The organism is Sutcliffiella horikoshii (genome assembly GCF_019931755.1).
GTDB lineage: Bacteria > Bacillota > Bacilli > Bacillales > Bacillaceae_I > Sutcliffiella_A > Sutcliffiella_A horikoshii_E.
The window spans coordinates 2,764,022-2,781,715 of sequence record NZ_CP082918.1; the positions used below are offsets into that span (position 1 = coordinate 2,764,022).

The 17,694-nt window shown below is 41.9% G+C and carries 19 protein-coding genes, 1 pseudogene and 2 riboswitches; of the genes and pseudogenes, 3 read left to right on the plus strand and 17 right to left on the minus strand.

Features of this window, described 5'->3' with window-relative positions:
* Nucleotides 1-11: 11 nt before the first annotated feature.
* Nucleotides 12-848 (minus strand): lipoate--protein ligase family protein, encoded by an 837-nt coding sequence (locus K7887_RS14260; protein ID WP_223490082.1) that lies wholly within the window; start codon nucleotides 846-848, stop codon nucleotides 12-14.
* A 229-nt stretch (nucleotides 849-1,077) separates the two neighbouring features.
* Between K7887_RS14260 and K7887_RS14265 the strand changes: the two genes are divergently transcribed.
* Entirely contained in the window at nucleotides 1,078-1,401 is a 324-nt protein-coding gene (locus K7887_RS14265) for a rhodanese-like domain-containing protein (RefSeq protein WP_399209713.1), read from the plus strand.
* Nucleotides 1,402-1,448: 47 nt separating this feature from the next.
* Here the strand turns inward: K7887_RS14265 and K7887_RS14270 are convergent, their stop codons facing one another.
* The 4 genes from K7887_RS14270 to gcvT all read right to left on the minus strand — a co-directional run bounded on the left by K7887_RS14270 (nucleotide 1,449) and on the right by gcvT (nucleotide 6,201).
* Nucleotides 1,449-1,943, minus strand: coding sequence for a DinB family protein (locus K7887_RS14270; RefSeq protein WP_223490086.1), 495 nt, complete (start codon nucleotides 1,941-1,943; stop codon nucleotides 1,449-1,451).
* Between the two features lie 326 nt (nucleotides 1,944-2,269).
* Entirely contained in the window at nucleotides 2,270-3,736 is a 1,467-nt protein-coding gene (gene gcvPB / locus K7887_RS14275) for an aminomethyl-transferring glycine dehydrogenase subunit GcvPB (RefSeq protein WP_223490087.1), read from the minus strand.
* A complete protein-coding gene (gene gcvPA, locus K7887_RS14280) occupies nucleotides 3,733-5,079 on the minus strand; it encodes an aminomethyl-transferring glycine dehydrogenase subunit GcvPA (protein WP_223490089.1) in 1,347 nt (448 codons plus the stop codon). Before gcvPA ends, gcvPB begins: the two co-directional genes overlap by 4 nt.
* Nucleotides 5,080-5,097: 18 nt before the next feature.
* Nucleotides 5,098-6,201: a glycine cleavage system aminomethyltransferase GcvT gene (gene gcvT, locus K7887_RS14285; RefSeq protein ID WP_223490091.1), complete on the minus strand. Its 1,104-nt coding sequence runs from the start codon at nucleotides 6,199-6,201 to the stop codon at nucleotides 5,098-5,100.
* Nucleotides 6,202-6,304: 103 nt separating this feature from the next.
* Nucleotides 6,305-6,397, minus strand: a riboswitch (glycine riboswitch).
* A 3-nt stretch (nucleotides 6,398-6,400) separates the two neighbouring features.
* A riboswitch (glycine riboswitch) is annotated at nucleotides 6,401-6,500 on the minus strand.
* A 268-nt stretch (nucleotides 6,501-6,768) separates the two neighbouring features.
* Here gcvT and K7887_RS14290 point away from each other — a divergent pair.
* Both K7887_RS14290 and K7887_RS14295 read left to right on the plus strand, forming a co-directional pair.
* Nucleotides 6,769-8,466: a DEAD/DEAH box helicase gene (locus tag K7887_RS14290; RefSeq protein ID WP_223490093.1), complete on the plus strand. Its 1,698-nt coding sequence runs from the start codon at nucleotides 6,769-6,771 to the stop codon at nucleotides 8,464-8,466.
* A complete protein-coding gene (locus tag K7887_RS14295) occupies nucleotides 8,444-9,262 on the plus strand; it encodes a YqhG family protein (protein WP_223490095.1) in 819 nt (272 codons plus the stop codon). Before K7887_RS14290 ends, K7887_RS14295 begins: the two co-directional genes overlap by 23 nt.
* A gap of 21 nt (nucleotides 9,263-9,283) precedes the next feature.
* Here K7887_RS14295 and K7887_RS14300 read toward each other — a convergent pair whose 3' ends face one another.
* The 12 genes and pseudogenes from K7887_RS14300 to K7887_RS14355 all read right to left on the minus strand — a co-directional run bounded on the left by K7887_RS14300 (nucleotide 9,284) and on the right by K7887_RS14355 (nucleotide 17,637).
* Nucleotides 9,284-9,586 carry a DUF5658 family protein gene (locus tag K7887_RS14300; protein ID WP_223490097.1) on the minus strand — a complete coding sequence of 101 codons (303 nt, stop codon included), beginning with the start codon at nucleotides 9,584-9,586 and terminating at the stop codon, nucleotides 9,284-9,286.
* Nucleotides 9,587-9,819: 233 nt separating this feature from the next.
* Nucleotides 9,820-10,041 carry a hypothetical protein gene (locus tag K7887_RS14305; RefSeq protein WP_223490099.1) on the minus strand — a complete coding sequence of 74 codons (222 nt, stop codon included), beginning with the start codon at nucleotides 10,039-10,041 and terminating at the stop codon, nucleotides 9,820-9,822.
* Nucleotides 10,042-10,109: 68 nt separating this feature from the next.
* A complete protein-coding gene (locus K7887_RS14310) occupies nucleotides 10,110-10,355 on the minus strand; it encodes a cytoplasmic protein (RefSeq protein ID WP_223490101.1) in 246 nt (81 codons plus the stop codon).
* Nucleotides 10,356-10,428: 73 nt separating this feature from the next.
* The gene (locus K7887_RS14315; RefSeq protein ID WP_223490103.1) at nucleotides 10,429-11,295 is read right to left on the minus strand and encodes an AraC family transcriptional regulator; all 867 of its coding nucleotides are present in this window, start codon (nucleotides 11,293-11,295) and stop codon (nucleotides 10,429-10,431) included.
* A 28-nt stretch (nucleotides 11,296-11,323) separates the two neighbouring features.
* A complete protein-coding gene (locus tag K7887_RS14320) occupies nucleotides 11,324-11,791 on the minus strand; it encodes an NUDIX hydrolase (RefSeq protein WP_223490105.1) in 468 nt (155 codons plus the stop codon).
* 11 nt (nucleotides 11,792-11,802) lie between these two features.
* Nucleotides 11,803-12,555 (minus strand): class I SAM-dependent methyltransferase, encoded by a 753-nt coding sequence (locus tag K7887_RS14325; RefSeq protein WP_223490107.1) that lies wholly within the window; start codon nucleotides 12,553-12,555, stop codon nucleotides 11,803-11,805.
* Nucleotides 12,556-12,562: 7 nt separating this feature from the next.
* A complete protein-coding gene (gene aac(6'), locus K7887_RS14330; protein WP_399209715.1) occupies nucleotides 12,563-13,039 on the minus strand; it encodes an aminoglycoside 6'-N-acetyltransferase in 477 nt (158 codons plus the stop codon).
* Nucleotides 13,031-13,480: pseudogene (locus tag K7887_RS14335) on the minus strand (GNAT family N-acetyltransferase); the annotation flags it as partial. The gene aac(6') and the pseudogene K7887_RS14335, both read right to left, overlap by 9 nt.
* Complete coding sequence (locus tag K7887_RS14340; RefSeq protein ID WP_223490109.1) at nucleotides 13,477-13,941, minus strand: hypothetical protein; 465 nt, start codon at nucleotides 13,939-13,941, stop codon at nucleotides 13,477-13,479. The pseudogene K7887_RS14335 and the gene K7887_RS14340, both read right to left, overlap by 4 nt.
* Before the next feature lie 209 nt (nucleotides 13,942-14,150).
* A complete protein-coding gene (locus tag K7887_RS14345; protein WP_223490111.1) occupies nucleotides 14,151-15,377 on the minus strand; it encodes an aminopeptidase in 1,227 nt (408 codons plus the stop codon).
* Nucleotides 15,378-15,652: 275 nt separating this feature from the next.
* Complete coding sequence (gene ptsP / locus K7887_RS14350; protein ID WP_223490113.1) at nucleotides 15,653-17,371, minus strand: phosphoenolpyruvate--protein phosphotransferase; 1,719 nt, start codon at nucleotides 17,369-17,371, stop codon at nucleotides 15,653-15,655.
* A complete protein-coding gene (locus K7887_RS14355) occupies nucleotides 17,371-17,637 on the minus strand; it encodes a phosphocarrier protein HPr (protein ID WP_204415634.1) in 267 nt (88 codons plus the stop codon). The genes ptsP and K7887_RS14355 overlap by 1 nt, the downstream gene beginning before the upstream one ends.
* Nucleotides 17,638-17,694 lie beyond the last annotated feature (57 nt).

The following is a 17,694-nucleotide window of genomic DNA, read 5'->3' on the forward strand; positions in this document are numbered from 1 at the left end:
TTACATCCTCGTTATCTTTTATAATTCCACTCATCTGTGGAATATTTCTTTTCCATTATGGCATAAACTTCAGCCAGTTCCGCTTCCGTCAGCTCATGTGGTTCTAGCGTAATGTTTAATCCTTTTTCAAATCCTTCATAAAATGCTCTCTTTGCTTCTTCGATGGTAACCGGAGTTTCGCGCAGGGCATTGATCGCCACTGCTTTATTCTTGAAATTCTTCTGCATCCGTTCTTTCACTCGTTCACTTGGATAATTGAACAGACTAAAAAGCAAGTCCTCATCAATATCTAGGAGAATGGAACCGTGCTGCAAGATTACACCCTTTTGGCGTGTCTGTGCACTGCCGGCAACCTTTCTTCCCTCCACTACAAGTTCATACCATGATGGGGCATCAAAACATACGGAAGAACGTGGATTCTTCAACCCTTGCTTTTCCTCTTCTGTTCTTGGAATCGCAAAGTATGCATCAAGTCCTAGTGCCTTGAAACCTTCCAAAATGCCTTCTGAAATAACTCGGTAAGCCTCTGTGACAGTTTGAGGCATTTCTGGATGTTCTTCTGAAACGATGACACTATATGTTAGTTCCTTGTCATGAAAGACTCCACGTCCGCCTGTGGGTCTTCTAACAAAACCCAAGCCTAGTTCTTTTACACGATCCAGATTTATTTCTTTTTCTACTTTTTGAAAATAACCGACAGATAGAGTCGCAGGATTCCATCCGTAAAAGCGGATCGTCGGTGGAATTAACCCTTCACTGTGCCATTCTAATAATTTTTCATCAAGCGCCATATTAAATGCTGGAGATTGATTTTGTGAATCAATAAATCTCCAAGTTTCCTTCGTCATATTATGTACCTCATTTATCTTTATATGATGAATTAGTCTACCAAAAGTGGACGAGGATTTCAAAGTTAAAGCTTGGCAGTTTTTTATGATGAATAGTAGAAAAGGATGACATTTCTCTTAACCTTTTATATAATATACTTTGGTATAAAAAGAAAAAGAGGGGTTGTCTAGTTTGGTTTTATACGTAACATTAGGAATTTTGGCAGCATTTATTGTCTATTCAGTGATCATGTTCATTTACCAACGTAAAATTCTAACAACCTTAACGGAAGAAGAATTTCGCGCAGGTTATCGTAAAGCGCAACTGATCGATGTCCGTGAACCAAAAGAGTATGAAGGCGGACACATCCTTGGCGCAAGAAACATTCCTCTTTCTCAAATGAAAATGAGAATTAGAGAGGTTCGTCAAGACCAACCTGTCTATATTTATTGCCAGAACACCATGCGCAGTGGTCGTGCAGCTCAAATGTTAAAGCGTAAAGGGTATACTCAGCTTTATCAACTTAAGGGCGGCTTCAAGCAATGGGGCGGTAAAATTAGAACAAAGAATTAATAGATAAGAGCACTTGCGGTGTGAGTAACTGCAAGTGCTCTTTTGTGTTATTGAACGGTATTGTTTAATGTTTGGTTGATCTGCTCAATGTGACGCCGCTCATGGAATCCAATCAATTGTACCCATTGTTGTGCGGAAAGGTCCCCGATCCAACGATGATTGAATCCGTATTTATGTAGTGCTTCATCGTCCACTTCTTGGATGAATGTGTTCAAGTTGTTTCTGGATTGCTCCAACAGCTCAACTAATTCTGCTTTCGTGTAGGGATGTTCGGATGGTACGATGTCCTCTGGCGCTTCCACTTTATATGTTCTATTGGCAAGCATTTTTGAAAGTGGCAATTCTTTTTCTTCTACTTCGTTTTTCACTTCAATCGCTTTTCTTAGGCCGTTGGTGATTTTGTTTTCAATTAGGTATAAGTGCTCTACGTTTTGAGAGACGGTCCAGAGGTTTTCGTGCTTTTGGTGCAGTTGTTCTTCTGAGATTCCCTTTAGTAGTTCAAGTAGTTCTTCTCTTGCTTTGTAGGTTTGCTCATAGTACATTTGCGTTCCCTCCCTTTGGTTCTAATTATATCTTAAGGGTTTTTGGGGAGTTTGAGAAGTGATAAGCGGTCATGTGTGCTGAATTAGGGCACTATTGCGATAGAATGGAGTCGGCATGCTGCGGATATCAATAAAAAATGAAATATATCAAGAAAAATTTCGGTATATCAATAAAATCTGGGATATATCAATAATTTTCGAGATATATCAAGAAAAAACAGATTATATCAAGAAATCTACATACCTCGTCAAAATCCGACACCCCCACCCACACCACAAAAAAGAGAACAGGTCGCCCTGTTCTCTCTCCAATCAAATCCTAATAATCAAGCTTCCTTCTTATAACGCAACACTGGCTTACGCGCTGCCAACGTCTCATCCAATCTCTTAATCACGGTTGTATGAGGTGCTTCTTGCACCACTTCCGGATTTTCTTCCGCTTCACGTGCAATCTGGATCATCGCTTCAATGAAGGAATCCAACGTTTCTTTTGATTCCGTTTCTGTCGGCTCAATCATGATGCACTCTTCTACATTCAATGGGAAGTAGATCGTTGGCGGATGGTAGCCGAAGTCAAGCAGGCGTTTGGCGATATCCAAAGTACGGACGCCAAGTTTCTTCTGACGCTTACCGCTCAATACGAATTCATGCTTACAATGTCTGTCAAACGGCAGGTCATAGTGCTCTGCCAGACGGCGCATCATGTAATTCGCATTCAGTACAGCATATTCCGTTACTGCTTTCAATCCATCTGGACCCATAGAACGGATATAGGTGTAAGCACGAACATTAATGCCGAAGTTACCGTAGAATGGCTTCACGCGGCCGATAGATTCTGGACGGTCGTAATCAAATCCGAACGTGCCGTCTTCTTTTTTCACCACAAGTGGTTTTGGCAAATAAGGAATTAAATCAGCTTTTACGCCGACTGGACCGGAACCTGGGCCACCGCCACCGTGAGGGCCTGTAAATGTTTTGTGCAAGTTCAAGTGAACCACATCAAAGCCCATGTCACCAGGACGCGCTTTGCTTAGTACAGCATTCAGGTTCGCTCCATCATAATAAAGTTTTCCGCCTGCATCGTGGACAATGCGGGCCATTTCTAAAATATTCTCTTCAAAAAGACCAAGTGTGTTCGGGTTCGTCAGCATCAAGGCAGCTGTGTCTTCCCCTACCACTCTGCGAAGATCCTCTAAATCTACCAAGCCGTTTTCGTCCGATTTTACCGTAATGGTTTCAAGTCCAGCTACCGTTGCAGATGCCGGATTTGTTCCGTGTGCGGAGTCAGGAACGATAACTTTTGTACGGTTATGGTCATTGTTTGCCTCATGGAAAGCACGAATCATCATTAAACCTGTCCACTCACCATGTGCTCCCGCAGCGGGTTGCAAGGTTACTTCGTCCATTCCCGTAATTTCAATCAAATGCTCTTGCAAGTCGTGCATCAATTCCAACGCACCTTGGACAGTTGACTCATCTTGCAACGGGTGAATATGTGCAAAGCCTGGGAAGCGTGCTACGTTTTCATTGATTTTCGGGTTGTATTTCATCGTACAAGAACCTAGCGGGTAAAAACCAGAGTCCACACCGTGGTTACGATTACTTAATGCTGTATAGTGACGCATAATATCAAGCTCAGAAACTTCCGGAAGTTCCGGTGCTTCCTCGCGGATGTATTCAGCCGGGAAAAGTTCTGCTAAATCTACTTCTGGTACATCGTTTTCAGGCAGGCTGTATCCGATACGACCTTCTCTGGACATTTCAAAAATGAGTGGTTGATTTTGCTTTTTCATTGTTGATGAGCCCCCATTTCTCTCGCTAGTGTGTCGATTTCCTCTTTCGTGCGCAGTTCCGTAACCGCAAGCAGCATATGGTTTTCAAGTTCTGGATAGTACGTTCCTAAGTCGTAGCCACCAATCAATCCTTTTTCAAGAAGCTTGCGATTGACTTCCTTGATTGGAGTGGAAAGCTTTACAACAAATTCGTTGAAGAATGGACCGCTGAATGTTACTTCAAGTCCGGCCGCTTCCAATGAACGCTTCGCATATTGCGCTTTTTGGATATTTTGTACTGCCATCTCTTTGACACCCTTTTTACCAAGTGCAGTCATGGCAACAGAAGCAGCCAGTGCATTCAATGCCTGATTGGAACAAATGTTGGAAGTTGCTTTGTCGCGGCGAATATGTTGTTCACGCGCTTGAAGCGTCAGAACGAATCCGCGTTGGCCTTCTTCATCCACCGTCTGACCTACTAATCTACCAGGAACTTTACGCATTAATTTAGATGTGACAGCAAAATAACCACAATGCGGTCCGCCGAATTGTGTCGGGATACCGAATGGCTGTGCATCACCTGTTACGATATCAGCTCCAAATTTACCCGGAGGAGTCAAAGCACCAAGAGCCATTGGATTAGAAGATACGACGAACATTCCTTTGTCTGTATGTGCTAATTTTTCAATTTCTTGTAGAGGCTCGATCTGACCAAAGAAATTTGGATATTGAACCATAACTGCCGCAACGTCAGATGACATCATTTCTTCTAGTGCAGCTACATCGGTTACGCCGTTTTTCGTTGGAATTTCCACCACTTCGACATATTGACCTTTCGCATAAGAAGTTACAACTGCTTTTGCTTCAGGATGTACAGCCCCTGAGATAAGCACTTTTTTCTTTTTCGTATGACCGCATGCAAGCATCGCTGCTTCTGCAAAGGCTGTTGGGCCATCATACATAGAGGAGTTTGCAACGTCCATGCCTGTTAGTTCACATATCATTGTCTGGAATTCAAAGATTGCTTGCAGTTCCCCTTGTGAGATCTCAGGCTGGTATGGTGTGTATGCTGTATAAAATTCTGAACGGGAGATAACATGGTCTACAATGACCGGCATGTAATGATCGTAAACTCCAGCTCCCAAGAAGGAAGCGTGCTTTCGTAAGTCTTTATTTTTAGCAGCAAGCTCACTTAACTCGCGCATCAATTCTGATTCGGATTTTGCTTGTTTGATTTTCAGTTCTCCATCAAAACGTACGCTTTCCGGGATGTCTGAAAATAGTTCGTCAATATTTTGTACTCCTATTACTTGCAGCATTTCCTGAATGTCTTGATCTGTCATCGGTAAATAACGATGTTTCATGTGAGTTCCCCTCTCCGGTTAGTTTTTCGGACGTTGATAGAATGGTGCTTTGACCACTTTTGCTTTCAGACGTTTTTTACGAACTTGCACTTCCACTTCTGTATCAAGTTCCGTGAATTCTTTCTTTAAAAGTGCCAGGCCGATATTTTTCTTTAGCGTTGGAGATTGAGTACCTGTTGTAACTTCCCCTACTTGCTCGTCACCAACAAATACTTCATAGCCATGTCGCGGGATTCCTTTGTCTATCATTTCAATCCCAACGATGCTGCGTGGTGCTCCGTTCTCTTTCTGCTCTTTTAGTACTTCTTTTCCAAAGAAATCTTCTTCTTTGTTCGTTTTTACCGCGAAACCGATACCAGCTTCAATTGGCGTAATGTCTTTTGAAAGTTCTTGTCCGTATAGAGCAAGTTTTGCTTCAAAGCGCAAGGTGTCACGGGAACCTAATCCGCATGGAACTAGCCCGTCTTCTTTTCCAGCTTCAAGCAGCGTGTTCCAAAGCTGAACCGCATCTTCCTGTTGGCAATAGATTTCAAAACCGTCTTCCCCTGTGTAGCCGGTTCTGGAAACCAGTGCAGAGACTCCATCGATATCTACATTTTCTTTAAATTTGAAAAACTTAATCTCTGAAAGGTCCGTGCTTGTTAGCTTTTGCAAAACTTTCTCCGCTACTGGGCCTTGAATAGCCAGTTGTGCAATGCTTTCAGAGATATTTGTTACTTCTACTTCTTCTATAGCATGGCTTTTTAACCAGTCAAAATCTTTTTCAATATTGGATGCATTGACAACAAGCAGGTAATCCTCATCTGCTTTTTTGTATACAAGCAAATCGTCTACCGTCCCGCCGTCTGGATAGCACATAGCTGTATATTGTGCGCCACCGTCTTTGAGTTTGGAAACGTCATTTGTCATCATTTTCTGTAGGTAAGCAAGACTGTCTTTTCCTTTCACTTCAATTTCTCCCATATGAGAAACATCGAATAATCCAGCTTTCGTACGAACCGCTTCGTGCTCTTCTTTGATGCTTGAAAATTGAACAGGCAGATCCCATCCGCCAAAATCGATTGTTTTCGCACCATGTTCTTTGTACACATCATATAATGGTGTTTTTTTAAGTTCAGTCATTACTTTTTTCTCCTCCTTTTACTAACCAAAAGAATGTCAACCTACTCTTTTCCCTTTTCGCTCCAAAAAAGGACAGAGAAACTCCTTTTTTAAAAAAAGAGTTCTCTGTCCTTTGCACCTGAAAGTTTACCTTATGTAGAAGGCTTTCCCCTTTGGTGGTTTATTCTAAAATAATTGGAATAAACACTCTCCAGAGTTGCGTCCAACAAGAGTCTTTTTGCCTGAGAGATTCACAGTCATTCTGCTTGCTCCTTCGGCGCTGCCGTATTCTAGATGGCAGTCTCTCCCCTTGTTCTCATTCGCAATATAATATTTTCTTCAAACATGGTCATACTAATAGGAAGCTACAACATTCATGTTCATATTGCCAGGCAAACTGCCTTAAAAAGCTCACTATTATCCTACCATTAGACAAAGGATTCTGGCAATACAAAAACACTTATCATTATTATTTTTATATAGCTAAACGTTCGTGTTTAAACAAGTAGATTATCAATATTTTCTAATGAAAACGCTATCCTTTTTCAACATACTATAAATTGGATAATTCAGAAAGGATGCACAACAATGAATGTAGAGGTTGTTTTTGATAATGAATGGCAGGACGAACTGCTTAAAAGGATGACGGATGATGGCCCTTGGGCTAATTACGAATTATTCAAGCTTGCATTAGAAGTGGAGAACCATCTTAGCATCCCAGAATTTGAAGGCTTGCTTGCTCCATCCCATCTGCCGCAACTCACTCCACTTCCCCATCAGTTGGAAGTTGCCAGAAACGTGGTCGAAGAGATGAATGGAAAAGCGATACTTGCCGATGAGGTGGGTCTTGGTAAAACCATTGAAGCAGGGCTAATTCTTAAAGAATATATGATTCGCGGACTAGTGAAGAAGGTTTTGATATTGGTTCCAGCATCCCTTGTTTCACAATGGGCCATTGAATTGAACCAAAAATTCTATATCCCTGCCATCGGTCAGAAAAAGAGTTATGTATGGGAGCAATGCGATGTAGTGGTTTCTTCTATCGATACGGCAAAAAGGAGCCCGCACCGCGAGATCATCAATAGCTTGGAATATGACATGGTCATCATTGATGAGGCTCATAAACTGAAAAATAACAAAACCAAAAACTATGAATTTGTACAGAATTTAAAGAAAAAGTTTTGTCTTTTGTTAACGGCCACTCCCATTCAAAATAAAGTGGAAGAGATTTTCAACCTGGTGTCCCTTCTTAAACCAGGCCACCTTGGCAGCGAAAGCAATTTCACCGAGGTGTTTCGTGCAAAAAACCGAAAGCTTGAAAATGATGATTATTTAAAAGAACTTGTCAATAAAGTGATGATTCGAAACAGGCGCGGGGACACGGGAATCGATTGGCCAAAACGGAATGTGGAGTCTTGTATCATTGAATTTTCAAAAGAGGAACAAGATCTTTATGATGCCATTAATGAGCTAAAGACAGATCCTTACCTGCCGATTACGAGTCAGTTCTCCATCATGACTTTGCAGCGAGAAGCATGCAGCAGCAGAGAAGCCGTCTATTATACCGTTAAAAATATGATTGAACGGAAGCAGCAGGAAAATCCACATTATCAGCCTTCACAGGGGCTGTTGAACATTTTTGAAAAGATTGATTTGGTTGGACGGAACTCTAAGGCAGAGAAAGTGCTAGAGCTGATCCAAAAAGTAGGTGATAAGGTCATTGTTTTCACCGAATATAGAGCAACACAAATGTATTTGCAATGGTTCTTAAAGCAAAATGGTATTACCTCCGTTCCATTTCGCGGCGGGTTCAAGCGAGGGAAAAAGGATTGGATGAGGGAACTGTTTAAAAACCATGTTCAAGTGCTTATCGCCACAGAAGCCGGGGGCGAGGGGATCAACCTGCAGTTCTGTAACCATATTATAAACTACGATCTTCCATGGAATCCCATGAGACTTGAACAGAGGATTGGCCGAATTCACAGACTTGGGCAAGAACGAGATGTTAATATCTATAATTTCGCCACAAGCAACACGGTCGAGGAACATATCCTGAAGTTGCTTTATGAGAAGATCAACCTGTTTGAACGAGTCATCGGGGAGCTTGATGATATCTTGACAAAGATGGAGATCAAGAATCTAGAAGAGCATATTCAAGACATCATGCTTCATTCTAAATCGGAGGGTGAAATGAAGATAAAGATGGAGAACCTCTCCTCTATTATCGAATTTGCCGATCAGATGAAAAAGGAGGACGGCCCACATGCAGCAGCGGGAAATTCATAGATTTTTGGAGCGATATTTTACGGCAAACAGCTGTGAAATAGTCGAGAACACGAACAGCCATCTTGCCGTCCAATTGACCATAGATATGGACAAAGAACTGATGAACCGCCCTTTCTACTGGCATTATCTCGAAAAAACAGGGGGTGTGCCAAATCCCATGAAAATGACACTGATTACGGACAGCAACAAGGCACAGGAAGATTTAAAAGGAGATCATGTCCACTTTGGCTCTCCGAGGATGCACCAAATTTTCGAATCCACCAAAAGTCTTGCAGGTTATATACGGTTGTATGAAAATATCCCGTCTCATCCAGGTGGGGGCCATCTTCCTCTTCACCCGTGGCTGAACGTAAATATGAAGGTAAGCTATCGGTGTGATCGCAAGAAGGATGTCATTATGTCTCTAGGAATTCACCTGATTACAGGGACGATTCTGGAAAAGTTTCAAGATGAAGTGGAAAAGATCAATCTGACACCAAAGATTCCTGATTTTTGTTTCACCATGACTCCCATCATCAAGCCGGCGAGCGGACTTTCTAGGCTTGAACATTATGTAAATGGATTTATCTCAAGCCAAGATCATCAATGGGCAGAAGACGCGAGGAAAAGATGGGATCAGGATCTTCAGCTTTTGAAGCATTTTTATGAAGATGATGAAGAAAAACCGGAAGCTTACGAAACGGAGATGAAGGCCCTTCAAGAGCAATATGAGCCAAAAATTCATGTAACGATTATTAATGGAGGACTTTTCTATTTGGGTCCATCTTTTATCAATAACATACACAGTGGTAGATGAAAACTACCATTGTGTATGTTTTTAAGTTATATAGTAGTAAATCCAGTACATATGCATTATTGTGACCATGCTGTAGCCGCAGACGGCGGTCAGGCAGACAACTTTAAGAATGGCTGATTTGAGTTTCAGATTATTTTTTATGAAGAACAGTAGAAGTATGGAGATGCCAAGTTTTATGAGTAAAAATAAGGCCGGGCTTGTTTCATAGAGGGATTTCATCAGTGGGTTGCCTTCGTTAATTAACTGGAAGTGCAGGCCAAAATATGTGGCAACTCCGTCAAAAATATTCAGTAGCAACAGCGCAATCAATAGTTTTTTGACCATCCCACACCTCCTACTTTAGTTCTTTAATAAGAACAATTATACCTTTTCATATTACCTTTAAGCAAGAATGTTGTTCTTTTTTAAGAACTTTAAGCCGGTATTATTTCTCCATTGTGTCCATTTTTAGTGGAATTATAAGGTGAAAGGCGTTGTAATGATTTACGCTGACGGACTTCGGGGGAATATGTTTTTTCTGGTGTGGTGTGGGTTTTTAGATGACAGACTTTGTGAGATTACGCTTTTTTTGGCATCGTTTCACTTCTTAGATGCCAGTCTTTTTGAGATTCTGTTGTTTTTGGCATCGTTAGGCCCCTTAGATGCCAGTCTTTGTGAGATTCTGCTTTTTCTGGCATCGTTAGGCCCCTTAGATGCCAGTCTTTGTGGGATTCTGCTTTTTCTGGCATCGTTCCGCTTCTTAGATGCCAGACTTTGTGGGATTCTGCTTTTTCTGGCATCGTTCCGCTTCTTAGATGCCAGACTTTAAGAATTTCTGCTTTTTCTGGCATCTATAGAGATTTTAGTATTAAAACCAAGCTTGATTCATTTTCTCCAAAAACTCTTTAGTAATAGGATACACCGAACTTTCCCCTATAACAGAATCAATTCCACAATGGGGGCATATTGCAGTTTGACCTTGATCAATCCATTCAGTAATTAGAGAGGGATTGTAAATTTCCAGGCAAAAGAAACACCCACATACCTTATCCTTTTCTAATTCTTTTTTATGATGACTGCTGAATTTGTGCGCATTAGCAATATAATCTTCCATTCTAATATCTCCTCTCTATTTTCCAAAAAAATAAGAAGTCCACCTCTTCACGACAAGGTGGACAATCTACTATCTATTTTATCGGTATCCATATCTCCGAGTAAAGGTCCGGACTCGAAGGATCCTCATCTGTGTACAACTCAAAATCCGGAGCTCCGGAATGCTCGTAGCTGTTAGATGGGAACCACTCCGAGAAGATGCGCTTCCACGTATCTTGCATGGCATTCGGCATTGGGCCGTGCACTTCAAAGACTACCCATTTTGAAGCAGGGATCTCCAACTTCTCCAACTCTTCCGGAATCTCCCCTTCTATCGCTGCAGCCACCCAATAGTCCATCACTTGCTCCGACTTCATTTCTTCCGTTGTTCCTTCACACACACCAAGAACCCCTTTGATGGCACCATTATTTAATGCAAACAGCTTATCTGTAAAACCTTCTGCATTTACATCCTGCCAAAACTTCGGTATCTCTCTGGACTGCTCATCATTTGCACATGAAAATCTTCTCTTTTTTCCTGCCACTGTAAATGCTTCTTTGTTCACTACACTATACTTCATCGGTTCTGCCCCTTCCAATGTCACCTGGATGACCAGGCGGTTATACGTTTGCAACTTCCCTTCATGCCTCCGCACTTCTGTCGGAGAAGTGCCGTGTTGCCTGCGGAATGCCTTCGTGAAAGCCTCGGGAGTATCGTAACCATATTTGCAGGCGATATCGATAATCTTGTTGTCCGTTGTAATCAATTCCTGTGCAGCAAGTGTCAATCTTCTTCTTCTTAAATATTCTGCCACCGATGTATCCGTCAACAATCCGAATGTACGTTGAAAATGAAAGGAAGAAACATTTGCATGTCTAGCTATATCCTCGATTGTAATGTCTTCTGTCAAATTCTTTTCCATAAATTCGATTGCACGCTGAATCGATTCCACCATCGCCATATTGCCCTCACCCCTTATGTCTATCCTATCAGCGTGAACGATAGGTTTCCTGTTTGTTTGTGCTTTGTTTTGGCAGGTTTCTTAATCGCTCTGCTTCCCTAATATTGTCATGTAAATAGGATTCCGTCTGTGGATGACTCACTATTTCTTCTGTCGTCATCCAATGAAAAGCCTCTACCTCATCCGGACTCTTGGGAAATGGTTCGCCACTTTTCCATTCACACAGGAATACGATGTCTACAACTTCCCGGCCATCCGGTAAAACGAAAGAAGTATTGCGGACATACGTCATGTTATCATGAACACTGATACCCACTTCCTCCATCAGCTCACGTCTCAAAGTCCGCTCCAAAATATCAGATGAAGCACCTTCCCGATCAACCGTCCCGCCAACAAAGGAAAGCATCCCTCCTGCATGCTCGTCTTTGTGACTCCGCTCTATCATCAACCATTTATCCCCTCTGTACACAGCACCTTCCACATTAATGAAAAACATCCTAATCCCCCTTATTTTCTGGCTTTAATAATTAGTGTCGATGGAAACCTGCGAGTTTTGTAAAGAGAATAGTAGCGGTCTGATACCGGTGCATCCTCATCTTTAAAACGTTCTCCCGCCTCACTTTCCACCACCTTCTCAATCGTAAAGCCCGCTAGAATAAGTTCATTTATGTAGGTTGCCAGTTTTCTTGTGTGGACCGTCATCGGTGCATCTTCCCCTTTGAATTTTTCAAAGGTGTGCAGTCCTTCTTGCTGATAGGAACCTTCTAAAGTCATGACACCATTCTCGCTACTAATATGAGCATATAAAGGATGATCCCAGCTGAAAAGGAAGCTTCCTCCTTGTTTTAAATAAGAATGAATCAGCTTCAAGGTTGCCTTTAAATCTGTGGTCCACCCCAACGCATAGATGGAATAAACACAATCAAAATAATCTTTCGGAAGATTGATTTCTTGTTCCATCGGCGCACAAAACAAGCGGGGTTCCAGCCCTTGAAGAGTCTTTTCTGCAGCTGATTTTTGCTCGGCGGAAAGATCCACTCCCCACAGTTCACTCGCGCCTTTTTCCTCCGCCATATATTTTAGAGAATGACCACTTCCAAACCCGATATCCAACACCTTTTTATTTTGAAGATTATCTAGCAGTTTCAATTCATCTTCCGTTTGAGTAAAAGGCCCGTAACTCGGAAGAGCGTCCACCCCGTTGAAATAATGAGCGACCTTGTCCCAGCTTTTGCGATTGCTTTCCAATAATTGATTCATATGACTATTACCCCTTTATGTCTTTAATAAATGCAATTAATCTACTTGCTTCCTTAAACCCCATCCCTATGTGAAAATCATAGCTTACATGGTTGTCCAAATGGATGTCCGATCCGATTTGCTTGCAGCCCTTCTTTCTCAACCATTGTTCCCCTACTTCAACTAGCTTTGCAGAGTATCCTTTTCTTCTGTGTTGCGGCTTTACATATATCCCTTCTATATAGCCGGTTGGAGTGGACTCTGTTCCTTCCACATAATCGACTCTGATAGAAAGGTGGATGAAGGAAACAAACTCCGTACCTAAGCGGTAAAATAAAATTTTGTCCCGATCGGAAGCCATAATTTCATAAAAAGACTCATGAAGTTCCTCATCCGTGCTTTCCGGCCAGAGATCTAACGCCATTTCGGTGTAATAAACTAAATCACTGTTTGAAGCAAAAACAACGTTTTCATCAGTACTCTCTTCTGAGGTTATAAGCTCCAGCCTAGCAAGCTGCTCCCCCCACGAAGCCATCTCCGTTTCTACAAAACCAGCATTCTCATACATCTTTTTCGCTAGATGGTTGTTCGGTTCATAGCCTAGCAGGACAAACGGAATGGCTGTTGAGTTTGTGTTTCTAATGTCCTTCAGCACCTCATCAAGTGCTGCTTTTCCAAATCCTTTCCCCTGTGACTTTTCATCTATCATCAATCGGTAGATCCAGTAATTGCCGTCATCAGGATCAATCCCATACATCGCAAAACCGACCATCTCCTCTTCCGCATAAACACCCATCGCCTTAAATTCCGGTAAGAACTGCACTTGTGCAAGGGAATAAAGGTTGGATGCCACGAAGTTTTGTTGGTCCTCTGATACTTTTAATTGAATAGCTTTCTCCCAATTTTGAGCTGTTATTTGTCGTAGTGTTACTGATTTAGTTTTCATTTAATAATACCTCTTCTATTTTCTTTATTATTTTGCTCTTTTTTACTTGCATACCTGAGTGAGATTACTACAAAACAAACAAGTGCAATAAATCCGAGAATATAATAAGGGAACATATTCATCCAATGAAATGGGGCTTTATAAAGATAGACTGCTTTTATCCACCCATTGTTATCTTCTACTGCTATGGCAGAAATCGGATCAACACTAGTTATTTCAAAATACTTTGTTCCTCTTTCATAGTGGTTGGATGCATCCCCGTAATAGTTGCCTGAATAGTCATCTGCTTTTCTTTTGACTTCGCCGATCTCTTTACCAATATCTTCTTGCAGGAGGCTCTCATCAGTCACCTCGTATACTCCACCTTTATAAACTACAAATGGATAAGCCCAGTCCAAGGCAAATACCTGATTTGAAGCAAGAAATGTGAAAATGAGACAAAAGATTAATTTACTTTTCAAATATTCATCTCCCAGAAAAATTACTTTATTAATAGTTCTATTCTTTATCGCCCAAAACCTTCTCCATATTCTTTCAACTAGCAAATCCGTTTTAGAGCTTAATTTACTATTACGCTACTCTTGAAAATATTGGAAAATCTTTCTTTTATTTTACCAAAAGAAAAAAGCAGGTGAACTTCTTTTCGAAAAGAAATTCTCCTGCTCTATGTTTAGATGGCCCATTCGCCATCAGTCATAATTGTTTCTTTAATTCCATCTTCCGTCTCCCCTTGTATGCTCAGCTCTTCTGAACCAATCATGAAGTCGACGTGGATCATGCTAGTGTTGATTCCCTTAGCTTCTAACTCTTCCTTGCTCATTTTTGCTCCGCCCTCGATATTAATTGGGTATGCGGAACCCAACGCCAAGTGGCAGGAAGCATTTTCATCAAACAGTGTGTTATAGAAAATCACTTCTTGCTTGGAAACTGGTGAACTGTGTGGGACAAGTGCCACTTCCCCTAAATGGAGTGCACCTTCATCGGTTTCCAAAAGCTTTTTCAACACTTCATATCCTTGCTCTGCAGTGAACTCCACCACTTTACCTTCTTTAAATGCAAGGCTGAAGTTGTCTACCAGATTTCCGTTCAGATTTAGCGGCTTGGTGGAAGATACGACTCCGTTAACTCCGGTTTTAACAGGCGCGGTGAACACTTCTTCTGTTGGAAGGTTCGGAACAAAATAAGTACCTTGATCATTGTTCATCCCGCCGCCAAGCCAAACCTGTTCGTTTGGAAGCTCGATAGTCAGGTCTGTTCCTGGTGCTTTGTAATGAAGCTTTTTGTATTTTTTCGTGTTAAGGACTTGTAGCTTTTCTTGTAAAATTTCAATATGCTTATTCCACGCTTCAACAGGGTCGTTTTCATTGACGCGGGTTACTTGGAAAATGTTTTCCCATAGGCTTGCAACCTGATCTTCAGGAGATTTTTCAGGGTAAAGCTTAGCTGCCCATTCTTGAGATGGCACGGAAACAATCGCCCAGCTGACTTTCGCTGTTTGGATGTATTTTCGATAGTTCTGCATTGCTTTTGCCTGCGCTTTGTTAGAAATGGATACCCGCTCAGGATCAACGTCTTTTAGAAGGTCTGGGTTGGACGCAACGATGGACATAAATGCCGCACCTTCTTCTGCCATCTCTTCCATCCCTTTTATTTTCCACTCACGAACAGTCTGGAGGGAGTCGGTCGAAGCCGTTTCATATGTAATCTTTGTTAGTTGTTCGTCGTTCCATTCGGTATGTACGTATTTGGCACCCAGCTTGTAAGCGATTTTTGCAACTTCTCTTACAAATGGTGCTGCTGATATCGGGGCATTGATGACAAGAGGTTGATTCTTTTGCAGGTTGATCCCAACTTTTAGCGCAAGTTGTGCGTATTTGGTCAATTTTTCTTGTATCACTATGTTTTTCCTCCTTTTGGTTGATGAGAATATTGTATCATAGGATGCCGGTTTGTAGGTTTAGGGGGATTTTATATATTTTCACGCGGGGAACTTCACTGGTCCAAGGGGGATTGTAACTTTTTTGAGGTTGATTGTGACTTTTTCATCGGTCATTGTAACTTTTACAGGGCTCATTGTAACTTTTCTCACCGTCATTGTAACTTTTCCACCAACCACCAACAAAAAAGACCAACTCCCCGAATAAGGAAAGTTGGCCTCGCTTTATTCAATGTTTACACATTAAACTTCTCTTTCACAAACTCCACAACTTCTTCTGCTGTGCTCATGCTAAGGATCTCTTCACGGTAGGAAGCAGCTTCCTCTTTAGAGATGCCACGCAATTGGCTTCTTGCAGGAAGAATGGATGTTGCGCTCATGCTGAACTCGTCAAGTCCCAGTCCAAGAAGGATTGGAATCGCGATTGGGTCGCCAGCCATTTCTCCACACATGCCGGCCCATTTGCCGTTTTTGTGTGCAGCTTGAATGACATTGTCCACTAGGCGCAAGATTGCCGGGTTGTATGGTTGATACAGGTAGGAAACCTGCTCGTTCATACGGTCCGCTGCCATCGTGTATTGAATCAAGTCGTTCGTTCCGATGCTGAAGAAGTCTACTTCTTTCGCGAAAATATCAGCCATGACCGCTGTTGATGGAATTTCCACCATGATGCCAATCTCAATATTCTCGTTAACAGTTGTACCGTTCTTCACAAGCTCTTCTTTTTCTTCCATAAGAATAGCTTTTGCTTGGCGGAACTCGTCCAATGTCGCAATCATCGGGAACATGATTTTCAAGTTTCCGTAAGAGCTAGCACGCAATAAAGCGCGAAGCTGTGTACGGAAAATATCTTGTTCCTCTAGGCAAAGGCGAATTGCACGGAAGCCTAGGAATGGGTTCATTTCTTTTGGAAGGTTTAAATAAGGAAGTTCCTTATCTCCGCCGATGTCCAATGTGCGGACAACAACCGGTTTGCCTTCCATGCTTTCAAGAACCTCTTTATAGGCTTTGTACTGCTCGTCCTCTGTTGGAAGTTCGGTTCTGCCCATGTAAAGGAATTCTGTACGGTAAAGACCGACACCTTCTCCTCCATTTGCAAGAACGCCCTTCACATCTTTAGGAGTACCGATGTTTGCAGCAAGCTCGACTTCTTGTCCGTCAGAAGAAAGACTCTTCTCGTTTACAAGCTTAGCCCACTCTTTTTTCTGCTCTTCGTACTTTTCTTGCTTTTCTTTATAAGTAGCAATTTCTTCTTCTGTTGGATCGACGATTACCACACCGTCCAAACCATCAATAATAACCATCGCGTCATTTTGAATGGTTTCCATGACGTTCTTTGTTCCAACTACCGCTGGAATTTCCATAGAACGAGCCATGATAGCAGAGTGAGACGTACGTCCACCGATATCAGTCGTAAATGCTTTTACATACTGACGATTAAGTTGTGCAGTGTCAGAAGGAGTCAAGTCTTCTGCGATGATGATGACTTCTTCAGAAATAAGTGCCGGATTGGAAACTGTCACACCTAAAAGGTGCGCAAGAACACGTTTCGTTACGTCGCGGATATCCGCTGCACGCTCCTTCATGTACTCATTGTCCATTTGTTCAAACATGTTGATGAACATTCCTGCTGTTTCATCCAAAGCATACTCAGCGTTGACACTGTCGCTTTTAATTTTATCTTTAATTGGATTTAATAGTTCAGGGTCACTTAAAACAAGAAGGTGTGCAGAAAAGATTTCAGCCTTGTCTGCTCCAAGCTCCTTATGTGCGTGCTCCTTGATCTTTTCCAATTCAGTTTTAGAGATTTCTACTGCTTTTTCGAATCTTTCTACTTCTGTTTGGGCATTGTCAATCGTCTTTTTTTCCACAGACAGCTCTGGGTTTTCAAGACGATATGCTTTCGCAATGGCAATCCCGCTAGAAGCAGGTATACCTTGAATCGTGTTTGACATTATTCCCCTAACCCTTCTGATTTCAAAGTTTCTTCAATTGCAGAAATTGCCTCGCTCTCATCAGAACCTTCTGCAACAATCTTGATTTCCGCTCCTTGAGGAATTCCTAGAGACATAACACCCATGATGGATTTCAAGTTTACAGATTTACCGTTGTACTCAAGGTTTACTTCTGCATCGAATTTACCTGCAGTTTGTACCAATTGAGTTGCCGGACGTGCGTGAATTCCTGAATCTGCTGTTACTTTAAATGTTTTTTCTGCCATTGTAATCAAACTCCTTTGGGATATGTGTATTTTTTTGATAGTACATAATGTACATGG

Excerpts from the sequence above, each read along its gene's own strand:
- K7887_RS14260 (WP_223490082.1), bottom strand. The coding sequence starts at position 848 with ATGACGAAGGAAACTTGGAGATTTATTGATTCACAAAATCAATCTCCA.
- K7887_RS14265 (WP_399209713.1), top strand. The coding sequence starts at position 1,078 with ATGTTCATTTACCAACGTAAAATTCTAACAACCTTAACGGAAGAAGAA.
- K7887_RS14270 (WP_223490086.1), bottom strand. The coding sequence starts at position 1,943 with ATGTACTATGAGCAAACCTACAAAGCAAGAGAAGAACTACTTGAACTA.
- gcvPB (WP_223490087.1), bottom strand. The coding sequence starts at position 3,736 with ATGAAAAAGCAAAATCAACCACTCATTTTTGAAATGTCCAGAGAAGGT.
- gcvPA (WP_223490089.1), bottom strand. The coding sequence starts at position 5,079 with ATGAAACATCGTTATTTACCGATGACAGATCAAGACATTCAGGAAATG.
- gcvT (WP_223490091.1), bottom strand. The coding sequence starts at position 6,201 with ATGACTGAACTTAAAAAAACACCATTATATGATGTGTACAAAGAACAT.
- K7887_RS14290 (WP_223490093.1), top strand. The coding sequence starts at position 6,769 with ATGAATGTAGAGGTTGTTTTTGATAATGAATGGCAGGACGAACTGCTT.
- K7887_RS14295 (WP_223490095.1), top strand. The coding sequence starts at position 8,444 with ATGCAGCAGCGGGAAATTCATAGATTTTTGGAGCGATATTTTACGGCA.
- K7887_RS14300 (WP_223490097.1), bottom strand. The coding sequence starts at position 9,586 with ATGGTCAAAAAACTATTGATTGCGCTGTTGCTACTGAATATTTTTGAC.
- K7887_RS14305 (WP_223490099.1), bottom strand. The coding sequence starts at position 10,041 with ATGCCAGAAAAAGCAGAATCCCACAAAGTCTGGCATCTAAGAAGCGGA.
- K7887_RS14310 (WP_223490101.1), bottom strand. The coding sequence starts at position 10,355 with ATGGAAGATTATATTGCTAATGCGCACAAATTCAGCAGTCATCATAAA.
- K7887_RS14315 (WP_223490103.1), bottom strand. The coding sequence starts at position 11,295 with ATGGCGATGGTGGAATCGATTCAGCGTGCAATCGAATTTATGGAAAAG.
- K7887_RS14320 (WP_223490105.1), bottom strand. The coding sequence starts at position 11,791 with ATGTTTTTCATTAATGTGGAAGGTGCTGTGTACAGAGGGGATAAATGG.
- K7887_RS14325 (WP_223490107.1), bottom strand. The coding sequence starts at position 12,555 with ATGAATCAATTATTGGAAAGCAATCGCAAAAGCTGGGACAAGGTCGCT.
- ptsP (WP_223490113.1), bottom strand. The coding sequence starts at position 17,371 with ATGTCAAACACGATTCAAGGTATACCTGCTTCTAGCGGGATTGCCATT.
- K7887_RS14355 (WP_204415634.1), bottom strand. The coding sequence starts at position 17,637 with ATGGCAGAAAAAACATTTAAAGTAACAGCAGATTCAGGAATTCACGCA.